Raw genomic sequence first — 21,654 nt, forward strand, 5'->3', positions numbered from 1 at the left:
TTTTCCGGCCTGCTTTCCCCTCTTTTATACGATGAAATATACTGCTTTTAATGGTCCATGTACTCCGACAACAAGATTCATCTCAATGTCAGCCGAGTTACTTGGCCCTGTAATAAAGTTAATACAAGATGCCGCTGTCTCCCCATTTTCTACGCGTGAGTTCATATCCTGAACTGCTTGTGTAATACGAGGCACAAGTGTTTCACGTGGAATAATAGCAAAATATACAGTCGGTAAAAAGTGTAAAGAACGTCCCTGCCCTTTATGACTTTGTACAACAATTGTACCAGATTCGGCTAATGTATAATCACTAAATGCAATACCAATATTCGCTTTTTCAGCTAAACGCATATTTTCGTCTTTTCTCTCTGGATCCCATACGTTTACTTCAACGTCTCGCTTTGGAAGTTCTTCTTTAAATAAAGATGTTAAACCATATGCATCAAAACGATCATCTGCTGATAATAAAATAGGTCCCCCGCCGTTTTCCATGATTACTTTTTGAAGGTCTTCACCTAAACGGTCATTTGTCGTTTCTACTACAGTTGTATGAATGTTTGTACATTGCTTTTTAAACACTTCTAGTAATTCTTCTTGTGAATAATCTTTTAACGTTTCTATATTCACATTACTTTTCCATACTGGACGCTCTACACCTTCTGTTTTACGTGCGCGCCCAAGTTCTTTTGCAATGTTATCTAGAAAGGCATCACGGTTTTGAATTAATCCTGTCATTATTTATCCCCGCCTTTCTTATGATCTTTATACCAATCACGGAATCGTTCTTTACTTGGAGCTGGGAATTCACGAATATCCGTCCAGTTTTTAAGTGGTCCAACACCTTTTGATACACGATTACCAGATGTAAATGGACTCATTGCCGCTGGTGCCATTTTTGAACCCATTTTATATAAAGCAGCTGAAGAAGCACCCATACTAAACATTTTCATCGCTAGTTTTTCTGCAAGTGGTGCACGACCTTCTTGCTCAACGATGACTTGACGATGTTTTAATAATAAATCATGCAATGGAATTTTTACTGGACAAGCTTCTGTACATGCTCCGCATAAACTAGATGCATAAGGAAGCTCTTTGTAATCATCATATCCACCTAGAAGCGGTGTTAATACCGCACCGATTGGTCCTGAGTAAATCGATCCATATGAATGTCCACCAACGTGACGATATACAGGACATACGTTAACACAAGCAGCGCAACGAATACATTGTAATACGGAACGGAATTCAGATCCAAGAATTTGAGAGCGACCATTATCAACAACCACTAAATGGAATTCTTCAGGTCCATCAACTTCCTCTTCTTGAATTGGTCCTGCTACTGTTACATAACTTGTTAATTTTTGACCTACTGCACTACGACATAGTAAACCAACTAAAACATCTAATTCTTCCATTGTCGGAACCATACGTTCCATACCCATTACCGCAATTTGTGTTTTAGGAATTGACATAACAAGATCTGCATTACCTTCATTCGTTACTAAACAAAGAGATCCAGTATTTGCAACAGCAAAGTTACAACCAGTTACACCAATTTCTGCATCCATAAATTTCTCACGAAGTTGTTTACGAACAAACTTTGTCATTTCATATGGGTCATCAGAATTTTCATAGCCTAGCTTTTCTTTAAATACATCGCGAATTTGCGTTCTATTTTTATGAAGTGCAGGTGCAATAATATGTGAAGGTGGATCGTTATCTACTTGCAAGATATACTCTCCTAAGTCACTCTCTAACACTTCACAGCCAATCTCTTCAAGCGCATGGTTCATACTAATTTCTTCTGTTACCATCGACTTTGATTTTACTACTTTTTTCGCTTGTTTCTTTTTGGCAACGTCTTGAATATACTTTGCAGCTTCCTCTTTCGTCTTCGCAAAGTACACGTGTCCGCCTCTTTTTGATACATTTTCACTTAACTGCATTAAGTAATAATCCAGATTTTCTAACGTATGTTGACGAATTTGTTCACCTAGTTCACGCCACTCTTCCCAGTTTCCTAATTCATCTGCAGCTTTTAAGCGATTCGTATATAAACGCGTTTGTGCAGAAGATACTGCTCCGCGCATAAACGAATCTTGAATTCCATCACCAACGCGATCATTAAATTTTTTCTCACTGATTTTCATAGACATAGCTTATGTTCCCCCTTCATGAGCGACTATTCAGTACCTCAGCAATATGCATTACTTTTACTTCTTTTCCTAAACGCTCAATACGTCCGCCAATGTTTAACAAACACCCACAATCTGCACCGATTAAATAATCTGCACCTGTTTCCATGACACTATCTACTTTTTCGTCTACCATTTGCTCAGAAATTGGAGTCATCTTAACTGAAAACGTTCCCCCAAACCCGCAACAATTTTGCACGTTTGGCAAATCTCTCACAGTTAATCCTTTTACATTTGATAATAAAATTCCTGGTGCTTCTTTTACTCCAAGCATACGCGTCATATGACATGATTTATGAATAGTAGCTATCCCTGGTAAACTTGCACCAACATCTGTAACTTTTAAAACATCTACAATAAACTGTGTAAATTCATAAGTTTTATCAGCAACTTTTTGTGCACGTTTAGCCCACTTTGGATCATCTTTGAAAACATGCGGATACTCATGAAACATTGTCGCACAAGAACCAGATGGCGTAACAATATATTCTGCATCTTCGAAAGTTTCAATCATATGTTTCATCGCTTCTTTTGCTGCTTCTACATGGCCGCTATTATAAGCAGGCTGACCACAACAAACTTGTGCTTCTGGAAATTCAATTTCACAACCTAAACGCTCCAACACTTCAACTGTTGCTTTGCCGACATTTGTTTCAAACATATCGACTAAACAAGTAACAAATAAAGTAACTTTCATAACTATTACTCCCCCTTTTTACAACTTCACCAACAAACATATGGTCATCAGATGACTTAGTAGAGAAGAAATAGGCTCAACCGTGGCCTATCCTCTCCCTCTTCTAAAGAAAACGCTTACTTAATCTTTCTCTATTTTATCAGAAAATTAAATTTTTAAAAGATTAAATTACGAATTTATATCGTTTTTACCTGTGACAATATGTTCTACATTTGTTAAATGATCTAGCATTGCTTGCTGCGCTAATTCTACATCTTGTTTTAACACCGCATCATATATAACTTGATGCTCTTCTATAAGTCGTTCTGATGTCGTTTGTTCACCATATAAAATAATGCGTCTTGATTCACCAATTGTTTCAGCAATCATCTCTGAAACATGATTCATGAGTTCAAGCAAAATGTTATTATGCGAAGACTCTGCAATTCCCATATGAAATTGAAAATCGGCTTTTTCGCCAGCCTTTTCATCTCCAATGCTCTTTGCCATTTCATCTAACCAATGTTTCATATTTTGTAAATTATCTTCCGTACGTTTTGCCGCCGCTACTCGAACTGCCCCCACTTCAAGCACCTTTCGTACTTCTAATAAATTCAAAATATCTTCTTTCTTCATTAATAATCTATTGTTTAATGATTTCGTTAATGAAGAAGAATCGAAGTTCTTCACATATGTACCTTCTCCTTGTTTCATCTCAATTAAGCCCATCGCTCTTAGCGCACTTAGCGCTTCACGAACAGCAGATCTGCCAACTTGAAACTGCTCAGCTAATTGATGCACAGGGAGTAGTTTGTCACCAGGTTTTAACGTACCATTTTTAATCATTGTTAAAATAGCTTCAGATACTTCTTCGTAAATTTTTTTCGGTTTAATAGATTTGTACTCCAGTTAAATCACCTCAGTATCTTCCAAACAACAATTGAAACGATTTATAAGAACTTTGCATCATAACTATTTTAGACCGAATTGATAAGAAGTACAAATGTTTTGTTCATAAAATAGTCAAATTTTCGATATTTATTACATATTAATTTATATTTTTACGTATAAAGTGAAACTTTAATCAGTGGGGGTTTTGTTCATCGCCCACTGATTATTAGCCCTCACGAATCGGACTTTTACGGGCAGCAGGGCCTCCACCTAACTTCTTTGCTTCCGTTGAATTTTGAGGTGAGGGTCTTACTGCCCGGCGAATATCGGGATAAATATTTTCTTCAATATAAAGAACATGTCCTAAAAATTAGAACATGCTCCCCTCATCCTGTACATTCAGTTTAATAATAACCGTTGTTCCCTTATCTTTTTCACTTTCAATTTTCCACTGTCCACCATGTATATGAACAATTTGTTTCACAATAGCAAGGCCTAAACCTGTTCCACCATGTTGACGACTTCTCGCTTTATCAACTCGGTAAAAGCGTTCTCCAAGATTCTCCAAATGTTCTATATCAATACCAATTCCTGTATCTTTTATTTTTAATTCACAGTAATCATCGATTTGCTCTAAAGTTATAACGATATTTCCTTTTTGATTTGTATACCGTATCGCATTATCTAACACATTATGAAGCACTTGTTGCATACGATCTTCATCAATCATGACAATGACCTCTGGATTTAAATTAGTTGAAATATGAATTTCCTTTTCTATAAACTTAATCTCATACGTATCTAATACGTCTTCAATCAGCTGTGAAAAAACGATAGGTTGCTTCTTTAACGGAAAGTGCTCACCTTCTAATTGTGCTAAGTCTAACAAGTCATGAACGAGACGCTGCATACGACCTGCTTCTTTATGAATTAGCTGCGTTACTTTTTCCTGTTGCGGTCCCTTTGCAACACCATCTAAAATAGCCTCGCTATACCCTTTTATATAACTAAGTGGTGTTCTAAGTTCATGCGAAACATTTGCTAAAAATTCCTTACGCTTTACATCTTCTGTTTCTAATGAATTTGCCATTTTATTAAATGCTTTTCCTAATCGTCCAATTTCATCCTCTGAAGAAACTGTAATCCGCTCCGAAAAATCTCCCGTAGCCAAATGATTTGCAACCCGCTCCATTTGCGAAAGTGGCTTCGTAATTGCAATTATAATTTTCCTTCCAACCCATATCGTAATTAAAATCATAGCAATTGCTAACGGTGCTAAAATAAGACCCATATCATAGATTAAATCTTTTATACTTTTTAAAGGAATATACGAATAGACAATTCCGACTAATTTTTTATTTTCCAATACAGGGATGACAACCCCCATAATATTACGGTCAAAATGTTCTTCATATCCTATTTTTGTCACAGTTTTCCCGTCTAATAGCGTTTGCCTATCTCCTTCACTTATAAGAGAATGATGATGCACATCAAAAGGCAAACATGCGCTTAAATCACGCGGATTAGACACGAAAATAACGTCTGAACTAGATATTTGATCAAACGATCTTACTTTCTCTTCAAAAGTTGATATTCCTTCACTCTTATCATATTGAGCAGCAAGACTTTTTCCTTCCATTACTAACGAAGCTTTTAAATTATCAACGTATAATTTTTCATACGAGTATAAAGATACGAAATAAAGAAAGGACACTGTTACACATACTGCACATACTACTGTAAGCCAAAGTTTTTGTACCATCGTAAACATACGTTACACCTCAAATTTATAGCCTACACCCCAAACAGTTTGAATGTAGTTTCCACTTTCTCCAAGCTTCAAGCGCATCGTTTTCACATGCGTATCTACCGTTCTTGTACTTCCGGCATAATCATATCCCCATACCTTTTCAAGTAATTGCTCCCGGCTAAATACTTGTCCTGTATGTTGGCAAAGAAAATATAATAAATCAAACTCTTTTACAGTAAGAGAAATCGACTCACCATCCGCCTCTATTCGTCTACTTTTTTCATTGATAAGAATTGGTCCAAATTGAATCTCTTCTTGCTGTTCTTGCTTTGTATATCTTCTTAGCACAGCTTCCATACGGGCAACCAATTCACCAGGACTAAACGGTTTTACAATATAGTCATCTGCTCCCATACGTAAGCCGTTCACCCTATTCCACTCTTCACCTTTTGCCGTTAAAAATATAATCGGCACATCTGACGTTTTTCTAATTTCTTTACAAACTGAAAGTCCATCCATTTCTGGCATCATTATATCTAATACAACGAAATCATAATGATCCGTTTCTAGTTTTTTAAGAGCCTCTTTTCCATTCTCAGCTTCTCCCCACTCATATCCAAAGTTATCCAAATACATTCCAACAAGCTGTCTCATATCACTTTCATCATCTACAACTAGCACTCTATATTTATTCATTGTCCTTCCCTTCCCTCTCTATGAGTTGAAACGGTCCTTTTCCGACTTTAATTGTTTGTTTTATTTTCAAATTCTTCATATCTATAACGCACACTTCATCACTATCATAACTGGCTACATACCCTTCTGCTCCGCTCTCAAAAAATGCAAATGGATTCGACCCTACTTCTACAGAAGCTATTTCTTTATATGTTCTAATATCAAACTTTCTAAGTGTATTCGACCCATGACTGAGTGCATATACGTACTTACTATCCCTCGTTATATTCACAGGCATAAATGGAGCGTGTAAAGAACGCACCATTTCTCCACTCTGTAAAGAATACACTAACACTTTCTCATTTACTTGATTTCCATCACCATGTCCGCCAATCCATATTTCTTTCCCATCAGGACTAATCGTCGCTCCTGTTGATGCTGGCGGAATCATAAAGGATTGAATAACTTCTTTTTTCTTCGTATCAATTGTCGTTAGTTTCGTATCATAAAAGTTTAGTACAGATAACCGATTCTGATACTCTACCATCGTTATAGGCCCTTTTCCTGTTGAAACATTTCCTGTCTCTTTCCCATTTATCGTAAAGAACCTTACCTTTTGAACATTTTGATCAGCAGCAAATAATTGTTTTTTATCTGCTGATACGACCACATTTACAATGCCCTTTCCAGTTTTATATTTTCCCACTTGCCTTCCTTCCGCTAGTGAATATACATACATATATTCTAATTGCTTACCGTATACAAGTATTTCATCGCCATTTGGAAGCAGTGTGATTCCGGCCATTGGCTCATTTAGTTCCCATGTCGTAATTAACTTTTTATCTTTTTTATCAATAAAACTAATGCTGCCTTCTTTTATATTCGTAGTTATAATAACATTTTTATCTTTAGCAATTGGTGTATATGAACTTCCTTGACACCCTACTAGTAGAAATAAAAAACAGAGAAGAAAAACATACTTTCTCAAAAGATTCCCTCCATCTTCGGATGATTTCGTTATAATTGTAAAATAACAAATAAATGTGTGGAAAGTGTGAAATTTCCCTTTCTTACTCAATTTACATATATAATGTACAACAAATAGAATTTGAGGTGTGTCAATTATGCTATTTCCTGATTTAGCGAATAAAATTGTACGAGAAGTACGCAGACTAATTACAGAAAATATTATTATCATTAATATAGAAGGCGTTATTATCGCAAGTACAGATACAGAAAGAATTGGTCAATTTCATGAAGGTGCACTCCGCTGTGCCAAACAAAAGAAAACCGTCATCATTACAAAAGAAGATGAAAGGCGATTGCAAGGTGTAAAGGCTGGGATGAATCTTCCTTTATTATTTCATGATGAAGTAATTGGTGTCATTGGAATTACAGGAGAACCTGAAAATATTTCACGCTACGGAGAAATATTGCGTAAGATGACCGAATTATTAATTCATGAAAACTACTTTTTAGAGCAACTAGAACTTGAGCACCGTTCTTATGAAGCTTTTGTCTTTGATTGGCTTCAAAATACAGAGTGGTCTCCAAGTTTTCTTGATCGCGCCAAAACACTTGGCATTGATTTATATAAGAAAAAACAACTTATTTTGTTTTCTATTGGCAAAAATGACACGATGCTCCAGCGTAAAATATGGCAACACATACGTAATATTTTAACAAAAGAGCATCTATTTGTTCGCTGGGGAAATGATCGTTTTATTTTATTTACAGCGATGAGCTCCAAAGAACAAACTTATCAATTTTTAAAACGGTTAAAACAAGACTGCGAAACTTTATTTTCTATTCCTTTATATATAGGGATTGGACAAACAGTTACCCCAAACAATATGAGCATATGTTACGAACAAGCATTACGCGCTCTTTCTGTATCATTGGAGACGAAAAAAATTGTATTTAATGAAGATTTACGTTTAGAAATGTGTTTACAAGATATTTCTGTCGAAACGCGTGAACAATTTCTAGAGCGTACCATCGAAAACTTATTATCATTTCCTGAGCTTATGCAAACTTTACGCTTATTTATCGATTATAACCAATCTTATAAACAGACGGCTAAACAATTACATATACACATTAACACATTACATTACAGGCTAAAAAAGATTGAAGAACATACAGGACTTGATCCAAAACAATTCAAAGACTTAAACGTTTTGTACTTCGCACTTCTCCTATTAGATAATTATACAAAAAAGAATGATAAAACAGATTAATCTTTAGATGATTATACATAGAAAGAATCCCTCGACTTTTTTATCATTATAATGAAAGCACTGTTACCACGTTGTTTATTATAACTAAACACGTTAACAGTTTGAGGGGGATTTCCAATGTTAGACAAACAAATTATTCATTCATTCGTATCTATTGTTGGCGAAGATAATGTAGATACATCCAATATGGGGCGTTTAACTTATAGTTATGATGCCACTCCAAACTTCCAAGCAATGCCTGATGCAGTCATTGCTCCTCGTAATACAAATGAAGTAGCTGAAGTGTTAAAAGTATGTAACACTCACAAAATCCCTGTGTATGTGCGCGGGTCTGGAACAAACCTTTGCGCAGGAACATGTCCACTTGAAGGCGGTATCGTCCTTATTTTCCGCCATATGAACAATATTTTAGAAATTGATGAAGAAAACTTAACAATTACTGTACAAGCTGGTGTCATTACACTTGATATTATTAAAGCGGTAGAAGAAAAAGGTTTATTTTATCCACCAGATCCAAGCTCGATGAAAATTTCTACAATCGGCGGTAATATTAATGAAAACTCAGGTGGATTACGCGGTTTGAAATATGGCGTAACACGTGATTATGTAATGGGGCTTGAACTTGTCTTACCAAATGGCGATATTATTCGCACTGGTGGTAAATTAGCAAAAGATGTAGCTGGTTACGATTTAACTCGTTTATTTATCGGTTCTGAAGGAACACTTGGCGTGGTAACAGAAGCTATATTAAAACTTGTTCCTATGCCTGAAACAAAGAAAACAATGCTTGCACTATATGAAGATATTAATGAAGCTGCACGTGCTGTTTCTTCTATTATTGCAAATAAAATCATTCCAGCAACACTGGAGTTTTTAGACCAACCGACAATTGAAGTAGTAGAAGCGTTTGCACAAATCGGTTTACCTACAGATGTAAAAGCAATTTTATTAATCGAACAAGACGGTCCGCCCGAAGTAGTCAATCGAGATATTGAAAAAATGGCTAACGTTTGTCACTCTATGAATGCGGTTGATGTTCGCGTTGCAAAAGGTGAAACAGAAGCAGATGCGCTTCGTACCGCTCGCCGTAGTGCTCTATCAGCGCTCGCACGATTAAAACCTACTACAATATTAGAAGATGCGACTGTACCACGTTCACAAATCGCTCCGATGGTTGAAGCTATTAATGCCATTGCAAAAAAATATAATATTCCTATTTGTACGTTTGGACATGCTGGTGATGGTAATTTACATCCAACTTGTATGACAGACGCTCGTAATGCAGAAGAGATGCACCGAGCTGAGCAAGCTTTTGCTGAAATATTTGCGAAAGCAATTGAACTTGGTGGCACAATTACTGGTGAACATGGTGTTGGTGCAATGAAAGCTCCATATTTAGAAATGAAATTAGGTAAAGAAGGTATTGCAGCTATGCAAGGAATAAAGCAAGCTTTCGATCCAAATAACATTATGAATCCTGGAAAAATGTTCGCGAAAGACACTCGAAAAAGAGTGGTGGTTGAGCGATGACCACATTAAATAAAGAAAATATTCAAAAAGAATTTAAAGAACGATTAAGTGAAGATGAATTACTAAACTGTATGCGATGCGGTTTTTGTTTACCTACTTGTCCTACCTACATTCAATCCGGATATAAAGAGTCACATTCACCGCGCGGACGTATTGCATTAATGAAAGCAGTCGTTGATGGTTTAATCGAACCAGATGAAGATGTTGAAAAGACATTAAACGTTTGTCTTGGTTGCCGTGCTTGTGAGCCTGTTTGTCCATCTGGTGTAAATTATGGACATTTATTAGAAGAAACTCGTGATATTATTAATCAAAATAAAAAATTCTCAGTGCCAGTGAAAGCTGTTCGAAAAGTCGTTTTTGAAGGATTATTCCCCCATCAAAATCGAATGAGAACATTAACTGGACTAATCGGATTTTATCAACGTTCTGGTTTACAAACGCTAACACATAAAACAGGGATTATGAAGTTATTCCCTGAAACCCTTGCAACGATGGATCTCGTTTTACCAAAAGTCCCTAAAATGAAAGCGATGAAAGATCGTCCTTCATTTTTACCTGCAGAAAGTACAAAGAAAAAACAAGTTGCATTCTTTACAGGCTGCTTAATGGATACGATGTTTTTAGAAACAAATAATGCAACGATGAAACTTCTTCAATTAGCTGGTTGTGATATCGTTATTCCGAAAACACAAAGTTGCTGCGGTGCATTGCATGGACATGCTGGTGAAAAGAGTGGAGCAAAAGAATTAGCAAAGCGAAATATAAAAGCATTCGAAAATTTAAACATCGACTATATTATTACGAATGCAGGTGGTTGCGGGGCTTATCTTGTAGACTATGATTATCTTTTAAAGGATGATCCGGATTGGGCTGAACGTGCTAAGCAGTTTGTTTCTAAAATTAAAGATATTACTGCTATACTAGTAGAACTAGACTTCCATAAGCGAACTGACTTACGACTCACGCCGCAGGTTATTACGTATCAAGACTCTTGTCATTTACGCAATGTTATGCGCACATCTTCTGAACCTCGTATGTTACTAGAGGCTATCCAAGGTGCAACATATCGAGAAATGAAAGATGCCGACCGCTGCTGTGGCTCTGCTGGTATTTACAATATTGTTCATTCAGAGTTATCAATGGAATTTCTAGATTACAAAATGGACCGTGTGCATGAAACAGAAGCAGCAACCATTGTTACTGCAAATCCAGGTTGTTTATTACAAATGAAATTGGGCATTGAGCGAGAAGGGCTTTCTCATAAAATGAGAGGAATTCACATTGTGGATTTATTATTAGAAGCAATTGAAACTAACTCGTAATAACTCGTAACATACGTAATAATAGGAAAACGGCTATCTCCTTCGTCTATGTAAAGAGATAGCCGCTTTTTTGTCTGCTACAACATTAAAAATATGTTACTTTATTATAAAAAAGAACAACAGAAACATTACAGTTTTGTAAAAATCAATCCATTATATTCCTCGAAAAATCGTTCAAACCATTGATACAATAGGATTCTTCATTTTCTATTTAGGTAACTTTATCCAAAAATCCCCTCTTAAAACCAAGTATAAAAACACTATAAATTCCTTTTATACTCTATATTTCTCTTATTTTTACCCCCTTCTTCTCTTAGGATAAATTAGGTAATTTTAAAGTCTATGAATTTTTTTCCATCTTTTTTCTCGCAAATTGTATGCTACGATGAATTTGTCAGTCAGACAGGCTGTCAAAAACAAATCGTGTGAAAACAAATTAAAACTTTATATAGGGGGACACACATCATGAAAAAGCGTGTTTTATTATCTGTAGCTGCTGCAACAGCTCTTACTTTAGGAGTATCTTCTCTAGATGCACAAGCTGCAACAGTACAACCATCTAACGTAAAGGTTCAAAATATTCAGCATTCAAAAGTAATGATGAAACAAATGAGCCAACAAGAATTACAAGCATTCTTACAATCTATGGGAGTTGAATCATTAGCACAATGGCAACAAGGAAACTTCCAACCAAACTGCTTCATTCCTGGTCAACAACCTACTGAAAATGTTGTAACTGAGCAACCAACAGCTAAGCCAGAAACTCAAAAGCCAGTTGAGCAAAAACCTGCCGAGCAAAAGCCTGCTGAAGAAGTTCAAAAACCAGAAGCTCAAAAGCCTGCTGAAAACAACAATACTCAAAAACCAGCTGAGCAAAAACCAGCTGAGCAAAAGCCTGCTGAAGAAGCAAAATCTTTAAGCGAGTTTGAACAACGTGTTGTTGAATTAACAAACGCTGAGCGTGCAAAACAAGGCTTACCAGCACTAAAAATCGATACTGAATTAAGCAAAGTAGCACGTATTAAGTCTGAAGATATGCAAAAAAACAACTACTTTGATCATAACAGCCCTACATACGGGTCTCCGTTTGACATGATGAAGAAATTTGGTATTTCTTATACATCTGCAGGTGAAAACATCGCTCAAGGTCAACGTACACCTGAAGAAGTAGTACAAGCTTGGATGAACAGCGCTGGACACCGTGCAAACATCTTAAATAACGGCTTCACTCACATCGGTGTTGGTTATGTAGAAAGCGGCAACTACTGGACACAACAATTTATTACGAAGTAAATAGATTAAAAGAGTCTTCTCATAATGAGAAGACTCTTTTTTAAGTTTCATAGCTTTCTATTATGTATGAATAGAAAATATATAACATAAACAACATAGATCCACAGCTTACTACACTAAGCAATACATAAAATCCCCACTCTAAGTTCAAAAACAATGAAAACAATATGCCACATGCCATCACTTGAAAAATCCGTCTACTCACTAAACAAATTTTTTGTAATTTAATTGGATCTTTTTCTTTTTCTTTGCCTTTTATTTTCTTAAATTCTTTACTCAGCATAAAAAGAAACATACTAATCCCAATCGTTAATCCTGTTTGAAAGGATATCAAATCCCCAAAATTAATAAAGAGGATAAGCGTATGAATAAACAACATAAATAACGTAATTTTCTTTATAAATCCGCCTATAATACCATGCTCTCTTTCATTAAACTTAAATATATTATGTGAAATAATATACAAAAATCCATATGAAAAAATAATAAAACAGGGAATAAATGCTACAACGACTTGTTTACTCATAAACTCGTTTGGCTGACCATTTACATTCCAATGTACTGCCATACGATTTGGTAAATAGGGATAGAGAAATAGAGTAAGTAAAAGACAAGCGAAAAATATTCCCAGTACATACTTATATTTAATCAAGTGATTCTCACCTCTCTTTTCTCTTAACGGCTTCGCTTCTTTTAGAGAAATCCCTGCAAAAATCTACTTTTTTCAAGTTAAAACTTATACTTTACGCATTTTCTTTTTGAAATTCTTTTATTTTATTATTTAACTTTGTAGGAAACGGCACATCAACTTCAATCGCTTCTTTCGTAATTGGATGCAAGAAATTTATCTTCATCGCATGCAATGCTTGACTGGACATATATTTTGTTTGTCCACCATATAATACATCCCCAACTAATGGATTACCATTATGACTCATATGAACACGAATTTGATGTGTTCTACCCGTTTCTAATTGTAACGTTACGAAAGTCGTGTTTTGCTTCTTAAAATACTTTTCTACTTTATAATATGTGATAGCTTGGTCACCTTTTGGAGAAATACGACGCCTTGTAGCATGATGGCGATCCCTTCCGATAGCAGCATCAATCTTTCCTTTTTTCTTCTTTACTTTCCCTTCAACGAGCGCTGCGTACGTTCTTTTAATTTTTCTTTCCATTAATAAGCGATCCATAATTGAACCAGCAATTCTATGCTTAGCAAACACGACACCACCTGTCGTATCTTTATCTAAACGATGAATATGACGCACCTTCGTCTCTAAACCTTGCATTTGAAAATGAAAAGCAACAAGATTTGCAAGCGTCCCGGTTCCACCTTTTTCAGCAGGGTGCGTGTCCATTTGCTCTGGTTTATTTACGATAAGTACGTGATCATCTTCGTATACTACATGTAATTCACCATATTCTGGATCTACACCGTACTCTTCCTCAGCAAACATATGGACTTGTAACTTATCGTTCTCTTTTAAAAGCTCATTCCATCTTCTTTGTTCCCCGTTAACCGTAACACCTTTTTCCATACGAAGCTGATGTAATAGCTTTTTCGGTATTTCCCATTCTACTTTTAATACCGATTCAATACTTATACCATTCCATTTAGCTGGAACGGTAATTTCACACCATTCACCCTTTTTGTTTGTTTCCATACTGTTTATCACCTTATTTCTATTGATTCTCTCATTGTAACGGAAAACACACTTTGATGCACCGTCAAAAATAGAGGACAGTCTTATAATAGACTGCCCCTCAAGCTCTAAGTCTTTTCATTTCTAACAATACTTCTTCAGCTTTTTGTTCATACGATAAATCTTTAAAGAAATCCGCCAACCTTTTATAATCATTGTAAGCATCTAATAAATCGTCCATCTTTTCTATTTTCATCACTTGTTGTTTTTGTTTCATTTTTACTGGATAGCGATAACCTGATACTTCTTGTATTTTGTAATACTCATCCTCTACTTGAACGACCTTTACAAGTTCTTCCTCTTCTGCATCCATCGTATACCCGTCAAATTCTCTAAGTAGTTCATAAATGATATGAGTCCATTCATCTTTTGGATAAAACCCTTTTTCTAACCGATAACCGACAATGCGATACATATGCCCATCGTTCTCGGCAAACTGTACTGTATCATTTAACTTAAACTTAAAATAACGAAACATTGCCTTCACCTACTTATTATGTAATGTTCTTATCACATACTATTTGCAAAATGTAGGCTTTGCTATTCATAAAAAATGCTCATCATATTGATGAGCATTTTTTATGATGCTTTTTCTCTTTTTTTTCGAAATGGTAACCACCAGTTCCAGTCTCCAAATAACTTCATTAAGCTTGGTACGAGCATAAGACGAATAATTGTTGCATCAAGAAATATTGCTAATGCAACGCCAAGACCCATCTGCTTTACTGGTAAAATATCAGTAAATGCGAATGCACCAGTTACAACAATCATTATTAAAGCAGCTGATGTAATAATTCTACTTGTTGAAACGAGCCCTTCTAACGTTGCTTGATCGTTATCTCCTGTTTCTTCATAGAGCTCATGAATACGTGAAATAAGAAATACTTCATAATCCATACTAAGCCCAAATACGAGGCCAAAAATGAAGATTGGTAAGACAAACAGAACCGGACTTGCTTCTAAACCGAAATGACCACCTTCAAATAACCAAACAACAATTCCAATGGTTGCACTTAAACTAAGTATATTCATAACAATTGCCTTAATTGGAATGAGTATAGATCGGAATGCAAATAATAATATAACAAAGGTCGATCCAAATATAACAGACATACCAATTACAACTTTATCTTTAATTTCATCTTCTAATTCTTGTTGAAACGTCGTCATTCCGCCTAGATAATACGTAACATCCGTTTCTTTATAGTTCTTTTTAAAGTCACGTACCCACTGTTTTGCAGTCTCTGTACGTGGTTTTGTTTTCAAAAAGATTTCTATCGTCGTCTTATTCCCTTGCGTGTATGCTTCAAATACAGGAGTTAGTTTCGCTGATTCTGGCGACTGCAACATTCCAACAACTTGATCTGCTTTCATTCCAGTTAACCCGTCGTATAAACTTCTTACTTCATGTACTTTCTTATCATCTTTTAACTTTTGAACGACTTCTTCTATCTTTTGTAGACTTTCTTTTTCTTTCATATCTTTTTTCGTCTCTACAACTAATGTAACATCAGCGTGTGTTTTGACAGTTTCATTAAATGCTTCTTCATACTTTTCATATGCAATCCTTGTATCACTCTTTTCAGGTAAAGCTTCAACACCAGGGAACTGCAAATTAGCTGTACGTAACGGTAATAAGCAAATAACAATAAATGTTGTAACAACAATAATCATTGCAATTGGATGTTTCATCACAAATTGTGCAAATTTACGCCATGCTTTTGCCGGCGTATGTGCTACTTGATTCTTTTTTAATATTCTTTTACCGATTAACGATAATAGTGCTGGAAGAAGTGTGAGTGAGAATAAAATACTCATAATGACAACAATCATTCCGCTAATCGCGACAGATTGAATATAATCTATCTTAAAGAAAAACAAACCGGATAACCCAACAAATACGCATAATCCTGAAAATACAATCGCACGTCCTGCCGTTTGATATGTAATTGCTATCGCTTCTTTTACCGTTCGTTTAGCAACTTCCTCTCGAAAACGGTTCACAAATAATAGCGCAAAATCAATAGATAATGCAAGTCCAATCATCGGTGCAACATTTAACACGAAAATAGATAGTTCTTTATCAACACCGATGAAATACAATATACCCATCGTACTAATAACACTAAGCGCCCCATTCAAAATCGGTAAAATTGATGCCAAAAGACTACCAAACGAAAATAGTAATACAAGAAACGCAATTGGTAATCCAATCATCTCTGCTACTTTTAAATCATTTTGCGTTCTTTCATTAATCTCTTTATTAATTTTCGGAAACCCTGTAGGTGTTACTTTTAATGCTATATTACTTTCTTTCTCAATCTCATCAGCAAATTGTAATGTCTTTTCCATTCGTTCCTTATTTGTTTTCCCGGAAAATAAAATTGTCGCATAGCCGATGTCATCTTGTAGCATTTCTTTATTTTGGATTGGGTGATGGAAAGATTCATAGTTCTCTTTCTCTTGAACATTCTTTACAATTTCATTTATTCGCTTTTTAAATTCCTCATGCGAAGCATCTTTATTTTTCTCAAAAACGAGCAGCAGCGTATCTTGAGACTTCTTAAAATCTTTATCTAAAATTTCTTTCGTTTTTTGATAGTCGCCTTCCGTTTGGAAACCGTCACCACCTAATACTCCCGGTAGCTTTGGAGCAAAAATCCCAAGTGCGATTGCGAGCAACAGTAACGCTACAATTACTGTATAACGAAACTGATACAAAAAGGCTCCTAACTTCCCCCACTTATCAACTTTATGTACATTTGTCTTCACACATTTTCACCTACTTTACATAATTCAATTGTCACTTATACTGTATCACATCTTGATATAAACAAAAAACGTCTGGAAAAACTATAATAATAGTTTTTCCAGACGTTTTTCTATCTCTCTTTATTAAGCCCTAATCTCTCAGTAAGTAAACGATGGTAGTAAATCGCGATAATTAACAAAATACCACCTACGCAGTAACCAGCTAAAATATCAGTTGGGTAATGTACATTTAAAATGACTCTACTTAATCCAATCGATAGAATTACTATACCCATCAAAATCGTTGTGACACATTTCCCAGCTACGCTTTTCAAATTAGCAGCAATGATATAAGTAAGAAATCCAAATGTCATAATCGATAACATTGCATGTCCACTAGGAAAACTATACCCAAGTGCATCTAGCGCTTCATTTAATGACGGACGTTCTCTCTTTACAATCTCTTTTATCCCTTTATTCACAAGATGTGTTATTAAAATTCCCATTGGATATACAATCATCGCAGCATAATAACGCTTCTTCCAAAAAACAAGCAAACTTATAACGAGCGTAGCGACTATCCCAATTGCTGATCCCAATTTTGTAAAGTACGAGAAAAATGTAAGAGAACTTTCCGTTTGTAGCCCTCTTACTAATCCACGGACATATGTATCCATCACTGTAACGCCACCTGCATGTACGCGCCAAGCAACAATACCAAATACAGCAAATAACAAACCGATACACATTACCTCATACTGATGTAACTTCTTCTTCAAACGATTTCCTCCTACTATGAAAAAATGCGATTTCTACTTTAGAAACCGCATTTCCTTGCTTATTTACCTTTTGTTTTTAGCTCTGTCCAGTAACGATCATAGTCTTTTAACTTATCGTCTACATCAACAAGCCATTCTGTACGATCTAACTCTTCTTTCGTTAAGAAAATCATGTGATTATCACGGTATTCTTTACTATGAAGAGGATGAGCTTTTTCATTTGGATTACTGTAACCAATTGACTCGTAGTTTTTCACACTTACTTTTTCATCTAGTAAGTAGTTCATAAATTTCTCAGCAAGCTCTTTATGTTTTGCACCTTTTGGAATTGCTAACGTATCAGCCCAAATTGTGCCGCCTTCTTTTGGTACAACATATTCTACATCTTTATTATCTTTTGCGATAAATGCTGCATCTCCAGACCAAACTGTTCCGATCCAAGCATCTTCTGTAATGAATTTTTGTTTAATGTTATCTGTATCAAATGCTAATAAGTTTGGAAGCAGCTTCTTTAAATCATCTGCTGCTGTCTTTAATTGTGCATCGTCTTTCGTACTGTTTGAGAACCCGTGCTTCTTAAGACCCACTCCTAATACTTCACGAGAATCGTTCAGTAACGTTACATGTCCTTTATATTTCTCATTCCATAAGTCCGCCCAGCTTGTAGGTGCTTCTTTCACATACTTTTTATTGTATGCAATCCCTGTTACACCCCAAGTGTACACTAAAGAATATTTATTCTCTGGATCAAACGCAGGTGTTTTAAAATTAGAAACCATATTTTCGATATTCGGGATATTCTTTTTATCTAACGGCGCTAATAAGTCCATTTTCGCCATTGTTTTAACCATGTAATCCGACGGCTGAATTAAGTCATACTTTGCGCCACCAGCTTGTAATTTCGCAAGCATTTCTTCATTACTTGCGTACTTGTCATAGTTAATTTTCACATTATACTTCTTTTCAAAATCTTTTAGCACTTGCTCATCAAAATTGTCAGCCCAACTATAAATATTTAATTCTTCTTTCTTTTCACCACAACCAGCAAGCACACCAGCAACAAGGCTAAAGCTAATTGCTGCGCCAGCTATTCTTTTCATTAATTTCATCGGTTTATTACCCCCTTGTACTTTCTATATCGTTCGTATTATAAAGGAAGGTGTCCTCCAGAGTTTTCTTCACCATCTGCACCTTTGTTCCGGAAGATTTCAGATAGAACCATTAATCCTACGATAGCAACAATTAAAATTGTAGAAAGAGCATTAATTTCTGGTGATACTCCGCGCTTAACCATACTGTAAATGTATAGTGGCAATGTTGTTGATCCTGGTCCTGATACGAAGAAACTAATTACAAAATCATCAATTGATAATGTGAATGTTAATAATGCTGCCGAAATAACTCCCGGTGCAATTGCTGGGAACGTTACATAACGAAACGTTTGCCAAGGTGTTGCTCCTAGATCATTTGCAGCTTCTTCTAAGTCACGTCCCATACTTGAAAGACGCGCAGCTAAAATAACAACAACAAACGAAATACTAAATGTAATATGTGCAATAATAATCGTTGTTTGTCCAAGTTCCATTCCTAACTGACTGAAAAGAATTAGTAAAGATAATCCCATTAAAATATCAGGAATTAAAATTGGTAAATATACAAGGCCATTAATAGCCCCTTCGAAACGATATTTATAACGATGTAAAGCAATTGCAAAGAATACACCAAGTACCGTTGTCACAATCGTTGTTATAACTGCAATCGTAATACTATTTACAAATGCATCAATAACATCTTGTTTTTGAAATAAATCTGTATACCAATGGAATGTAAAACCTTCCCACTCCGCATTAATGCGAGAGTCGTTGAAAGAATAGACCATTAAAACCATCATTGGAAAATACAAGAATAACAAAATTAACCAAGAATAAGAAACTAAAAACTTCTTCATCTTTGCCTATTCCCCTCCGTTCTCATTATATTTATATACTTTCGTTGCACGATAATATAAGTAAATTAACAGAACAGAGAATAGAACAACGATAATCGATAACGCAGATCCAAACGGCCAGTCACGTGCACCTAAGAATTGATTTTGAATAACGTTTCCGATTAATGCTACTTTCGATCCGCCCATCACGTCTGATACAACAAACATTCCGATAGAAGAAACGAATACTAAAATAGAACCAGTCGCAATTCCTGACATCGTCATCGGCACTGTTATATTCCAAAATGCCTTTATTGGTGTTGCTCCTAAATCATAAGCCGCTTCTAGCTTACGCTTATCCAGCTGCTCAATTGCTGCATACACTGGTAAAATCATAAATGGTAATAAAGAATAGACCATTCCGAGTATTACAGAAGGAGTATTATATAATAAATTTAACGGTTCACTAATAATGCCAAGCTTTAATAACAACGTATTCACAAGACCTTGTGAACGTAAAATAACAATCCATGCGTATGAACGAACAAGAAAGTTAATCCAAAACGGGATCGTTGCCAATAATAAAAGAATAGAGCGGTATTTGCGGTCAACAATTGTAATTGTATACGCAAACGGATAACCAATTAATAAACATATTACTGTTGTAATAACTGCGATCTTAACAGTTTCCCATAACGTTCCTAAGTACAATGGATCAAATACACGGGATATATTCTCCAGCGTAAATTGCATTTCTACTGTCCCGTAAGCTCCGCGCTGCATGAAGGCGAATCCTAATACGAATACGAGCGGGATTAGGAAGAAAATTAACAGCCACGCGACTGTAGGTAGTGCGAGTAATTTCCCTTTTTTCAATTTAAGGTCACCTCGTCCTCTTGCTCCCAGCCTACATATACATTATCTCCAATGCTCCACTGCGCTGCCTCTTCAGCAGTTTGATATGCCATTAGTAATTCTGATGTTTTCTCATCACGTACATAAAGCTTCTCCATATTTCCGACAAACTCAATATCTTCAATATGTCCAAGATGGTATTCTTTTAAAATTGGTTCTTCAACCGAACGTACTTTTACATTTTCAGGGCGAATTGCTACATAGCCTTCCCCGTTCTTCACAATATTATTTTCACCGATGAATGTCGCAACGAATAATGTTTTCGGCTTATTATAAATTTCTTTCGGCGTTCCGATTTGTTCGATATGTCCTTTATTCATAACGACAATACGATCGCTCATGCTCATTGCTTCTTCTTGATCGTGCGTTACGTATATGAACGTAATTCCTAAATTACGTTGTAAGTTTTTCAATTCACGTTGCAAGTCTTTTCGTAACTTAAAGTCAAGCGCTCCAAGTGGCTCATCTAATAGTAATACACGCGGATTATTTACAATCGCTCTTGCAATTGCAACACGCTGCTGTTGTCCACCAGAAAGCTTCGCAGGTTTACGATTACGGAACTCAAGTAACTGCGTTAAACGCATTGCCTCTTCAGCACGCTCTTTCTGCTCTGCTGCTGATACTTTCTGCATTTTCATACCAAAACAAATATTCTTCTCTACTGTCATATGTGGGAATAGTGCGTAATGTTGGAACACTAGGTTCATATGACGCTTATATGGTGGCAAATCGTTAATTCTTTCATCATCTAATAAAAGATTCCCTTTAGTTGGAGTTTCAAATCCTGCGATCATACGAAGTAAAGTCGTTTTCCCGCAGCCACTCGGCCCTAAAATTGTTAAAAACTCTCCCTCTTTAATATCTAAAGAAAGAGGTGGGATAATCACTTGATTTCCAAAATGTTTTTCAACTGCTTCAACTTTAATAATCTTTTTCATTTTCCCGTCCTATCTACCTTAAATTTTAAATTTTTATATTCATGAATAAATATTTATGTT

Annotated in this window: 20 protein-coding genes; 4 read left to right on the forward strand and 16 right to left on the reverse strand. The window is 35.7% G+C overall.

The window, feature by feature from the left end:
* Positions 1-24: 24 nt before the first annotated feature.
* The 7 genes from HMAS_RS17630 to HMAS_RS17660 form a co-directional block, all read right to left on the reverse strand.
* Positions 25-735, reverse strand: a complete 711-nt coding sequence (locus HMAS_RS17630) for a LutC/YkgG family protein (RefSeq protein WP_000147187.1) — start codon at positions 733-735, stop codon at positions 25-27.
* On the reverse strand, positions 735-2,156 hold the full coding sequence (locus tag HMAS_RS17635; RefSeq protein WP_000061930.1) for a LutB/LldF family L-lactate oxidation iron-sulfur protein: 1,422 nt from the start codon (positions 2,154-2,156) through the stop codon (positions 735-737). Before HMAS_RS17635 ends, HMAS_RS17630 begins: the two co-directional genes overlap by 1 nt.
* Positions 2,157-2,172: 16 nt before the next feature.
* Positions 2,173-2,892, reverse strand: a complete 720-nt coding sequence (locus tag HMAS_RS17640; RefSeq protein WP_000869148.1) for a (Fe-S)-binding protein — start codon at positions 2,890-2,892, stop codon at positions 2,173-2,175.
* A 168-nt stretch (positions 2,893-3,060) separates the two neighbouring features.
* Positions 3,061-3,750: a FadR/GntR family transcriptional regulator gene (locus HMAS_RS17645; protein WP_254904515.1), complete on the reverse strand. Its 690-nt coding sequence runs from the start codon at positions 3,748-3,750 to the stop codon at positions 3,061-3,063.
* Positions 3,751-4,132: 382 nt separating this feature from the next.
* Positions 4,133-5,533: a sensor histidine kinase gene (locus HMAS_RS17650; RefSeq protein ID WP_044306956.1), complete on the reverse strand. Its 1,401-nt coding sequence runs from the start codon at positions 5,531-5,533 to the stop codon at positions 4,133-4,135.
* Positions 5,534-5,536: 3 nt separating this feature from the next.
* The gene (locus HMAS_RS17655; RefSeq protein ID WP_001046397.1) at positions 5,537-6,208 is read right to left on the reverse strand and encodes a response regulator transcription factor; all 672 of its coding nucleotides are present in this window, start codon (positions 6,206-6,208) and stop codon (positions 5,537-5,539) included.
* Positions 6,201-7,175: a YncE family protein gene (locus HMAS_RS17660; protein WP_001234152.1), complete on the reverse strand. Its 975-nt coding sequence runs from the start codon at positions 7,173-7,175 to the stop codon at positions 6,201-6,203. The genes HMAS_RS17655 and HMAS_RS17660 overlap by 8 nt, the downstream gene beginning before the upstream one ends.
* Positions 7,176-7,302: 127 nt before the next feature.
* Between HMAS_RS17660 and HMAS_RS17665 the strand changes: the two genes are divergently transcribed.
* The 4 genes from HMAS_RS17665 (at position 7,303) to HMAS_RS17680 (ending at position 12,575) form a co-directional block, all read left to right on the forward strand.
* The gene (locus tag HMAS_RS17665; RefSeq protein WP_116344942.1) at positions 7,303-8,427 is read left to right on the forward strand and encodes a CdaR family transcriptional regulator; all 1,125 of its coding nucleotides are present in this window, start codon (positions 7,303-7,305) and stop codon (positions 8,425-8,427) included.
* A gap of 117 nt (positions 8,428-8,544) precedes the next feature.
* The gene (glcD, locus tag HMAS_RS17670) at positions 8,545-9,957 is read left to right on the forward strand and encodes a glycolate oxidase subunit GlcD (RefSeq protein WP_061113680.1); all 1,413 of its coding nucleotides are present in this window, start codon (positions 8,545-8,547) and stop codon (positions 9,955-9,957) included.
* Positions 9,954-11,282 carry a (Fe-S)-binding protein gene (locus tag HMAS_RS17675; protein ID WP_116344943.1) on the forward strand — a complete coding sequence of 443 codons (1,329 nt, stop codon included), beginning with the start codon at positions 9,954-9,956 and terminating at the stop codon, positions 11,280-11,282. The genes glcD and HMAS_RS17675 overlap by 4 nt, the downstream gene beginning before the upstream one ends.
* 465 nt (positions 11,283-11,747) lie before the next feature.
* Positions 11,748-12,575: a CAP domain-containing protein gene (locus tag HMAS_RS17680; RefSeq protein ID WP_000747596.1), complete on the forward strand. Its 828-nt coding sequence runs from the start codon at positions 11,748-11,750 to the stop codon at positions 12,573-12,575.
* Between the two features lie 40 nt (positions 12,576-12,615).
* Here HMAS_RS17680 and HMAS_RS17685 read toward each other — a convergent pair whose 3' ends face one another.
* The 9 genes from HMAS_RS17685 to potA form a co-directional block, all read right to left on the reverse strand.
* On the reverse strand, positions 12,616-13,227 hold the full coding sequence (locus tag HMAS_RS17685) for a DUF1648 domain-containing protein (RefSeq protein ID WP_000599003.1): 612 nt from the start codon (positions 13,225-13,227) through the stop codon (positions 12,616-12,618).
* Positions 13,228-13,318: 91 nt separating this feature from the next.
* Positions 13,319-14,242 carry an RluA family pseudouridine synthase gene (locus HMAS_RS17690; RefSeq protein WP_088867695.1) on the reverse strand — a complete coding sequence of 308 codons (924 nt, stop codon included), beginning with the start codon at positions 14,240-14,242 and terminating at the stop codon, positions 13,319-13,321.
* 100 nt (positions 14,243-14,342) lie between these two features.
* Positions 14,343-14,759 (reverse strand): hypothetical protein, encoded by a 417-nt coding sequence (locus HMAS_RS17695; RefSeq protein WP_000490301.1) that lies wholly within the window; start codon positions 14,757-14,759, stop codon positions 14,343-14,345.
* Between the two features lie 101 nt (positions 14,760-14,860).
* Positions 14,861-17,053: an MMPL family transporter gene (locus HMAS_RS17700; RefSeq protein ID WP_000856409.1), complete on the reverse strand. Its 2,193-nt coding sequence runs from the start codon at positions 17,051-17,053 to the stop codon at positions 14,861-14,863.
* 110 nt (positions 17,054-17,163) lie between these two features.
* A complete protein-coding gene (locus HMAS_RS17705) occupies positions 17,164-17,811 on the reverse strand; it encodes a phosphatase PAP2 family protein (RefSeq protein ID WP_000727792.1) in 648 nt (215 codons plus the stop codon).
* A gap of 59 nt (positions 17,812-17,870) precedes the next feature.
* Positions 17,871-18,920 carry a spermidine/putrescine ABC transporter substrate-binding protein PotD gene (potD, locus tag HMAS_RS17710; protein ID WP_000772485.1) on the reverse strand — a complete coding sequence of 350 codons (1,050 nt, stop codon included), beginning with the start codon at positions 18,918-18,920 and terminating at the stop codon, positions 17,871-17,873.
* 38 nt (positions 18,921-18,958) lie between these two features.
* Positions 18,959-19,759, reverse strand: coding sequence for a spermidine/putrescine ABC transporter permease PotC (potC, locus tag HMAS_RS17715; RefSeq protein ID WP_000714192.1), 801 nt, complete (start codon positions 19,757-19,759; stop codon positions 18,959-18,961).
* A 6-nt stretch (positions 19,760-19,765) separates the two neighbouring features.
* A complete protein-coding gene (gene potB / locus HMAS_RS17720; protein WP_000715500.1) occupies positions 19,766-20,614 on the reverse strand; it encodes a spermidine/putrescine ABC transporter permease PotB in 849 nt (282 codons plus the stop codon).
* Entirely contained in the window at positions 20,611-21,594 is a 984-nt protein-coding gene (gene potA / locus HMAS_RS17725; protein WP_000720333.1) for a spermidine/putrescine ABC transporter ATP-binding protein PotA, read from the reverse strand. Before potA ends, potB begins: the two co-directional genes overlap by 4 nt.
* Positions 21,595-21,654 lie beyond the last annotated feature (60 nt).

Source organism: Bacillus sp. HMA207 (assembly GCF_003402455.1).
Lineage (GTDB): Bacteria > Bacillota > Bacilli > Bacillales > Bacillaceae_G > Bacillus_A > Bacillus_A cereus.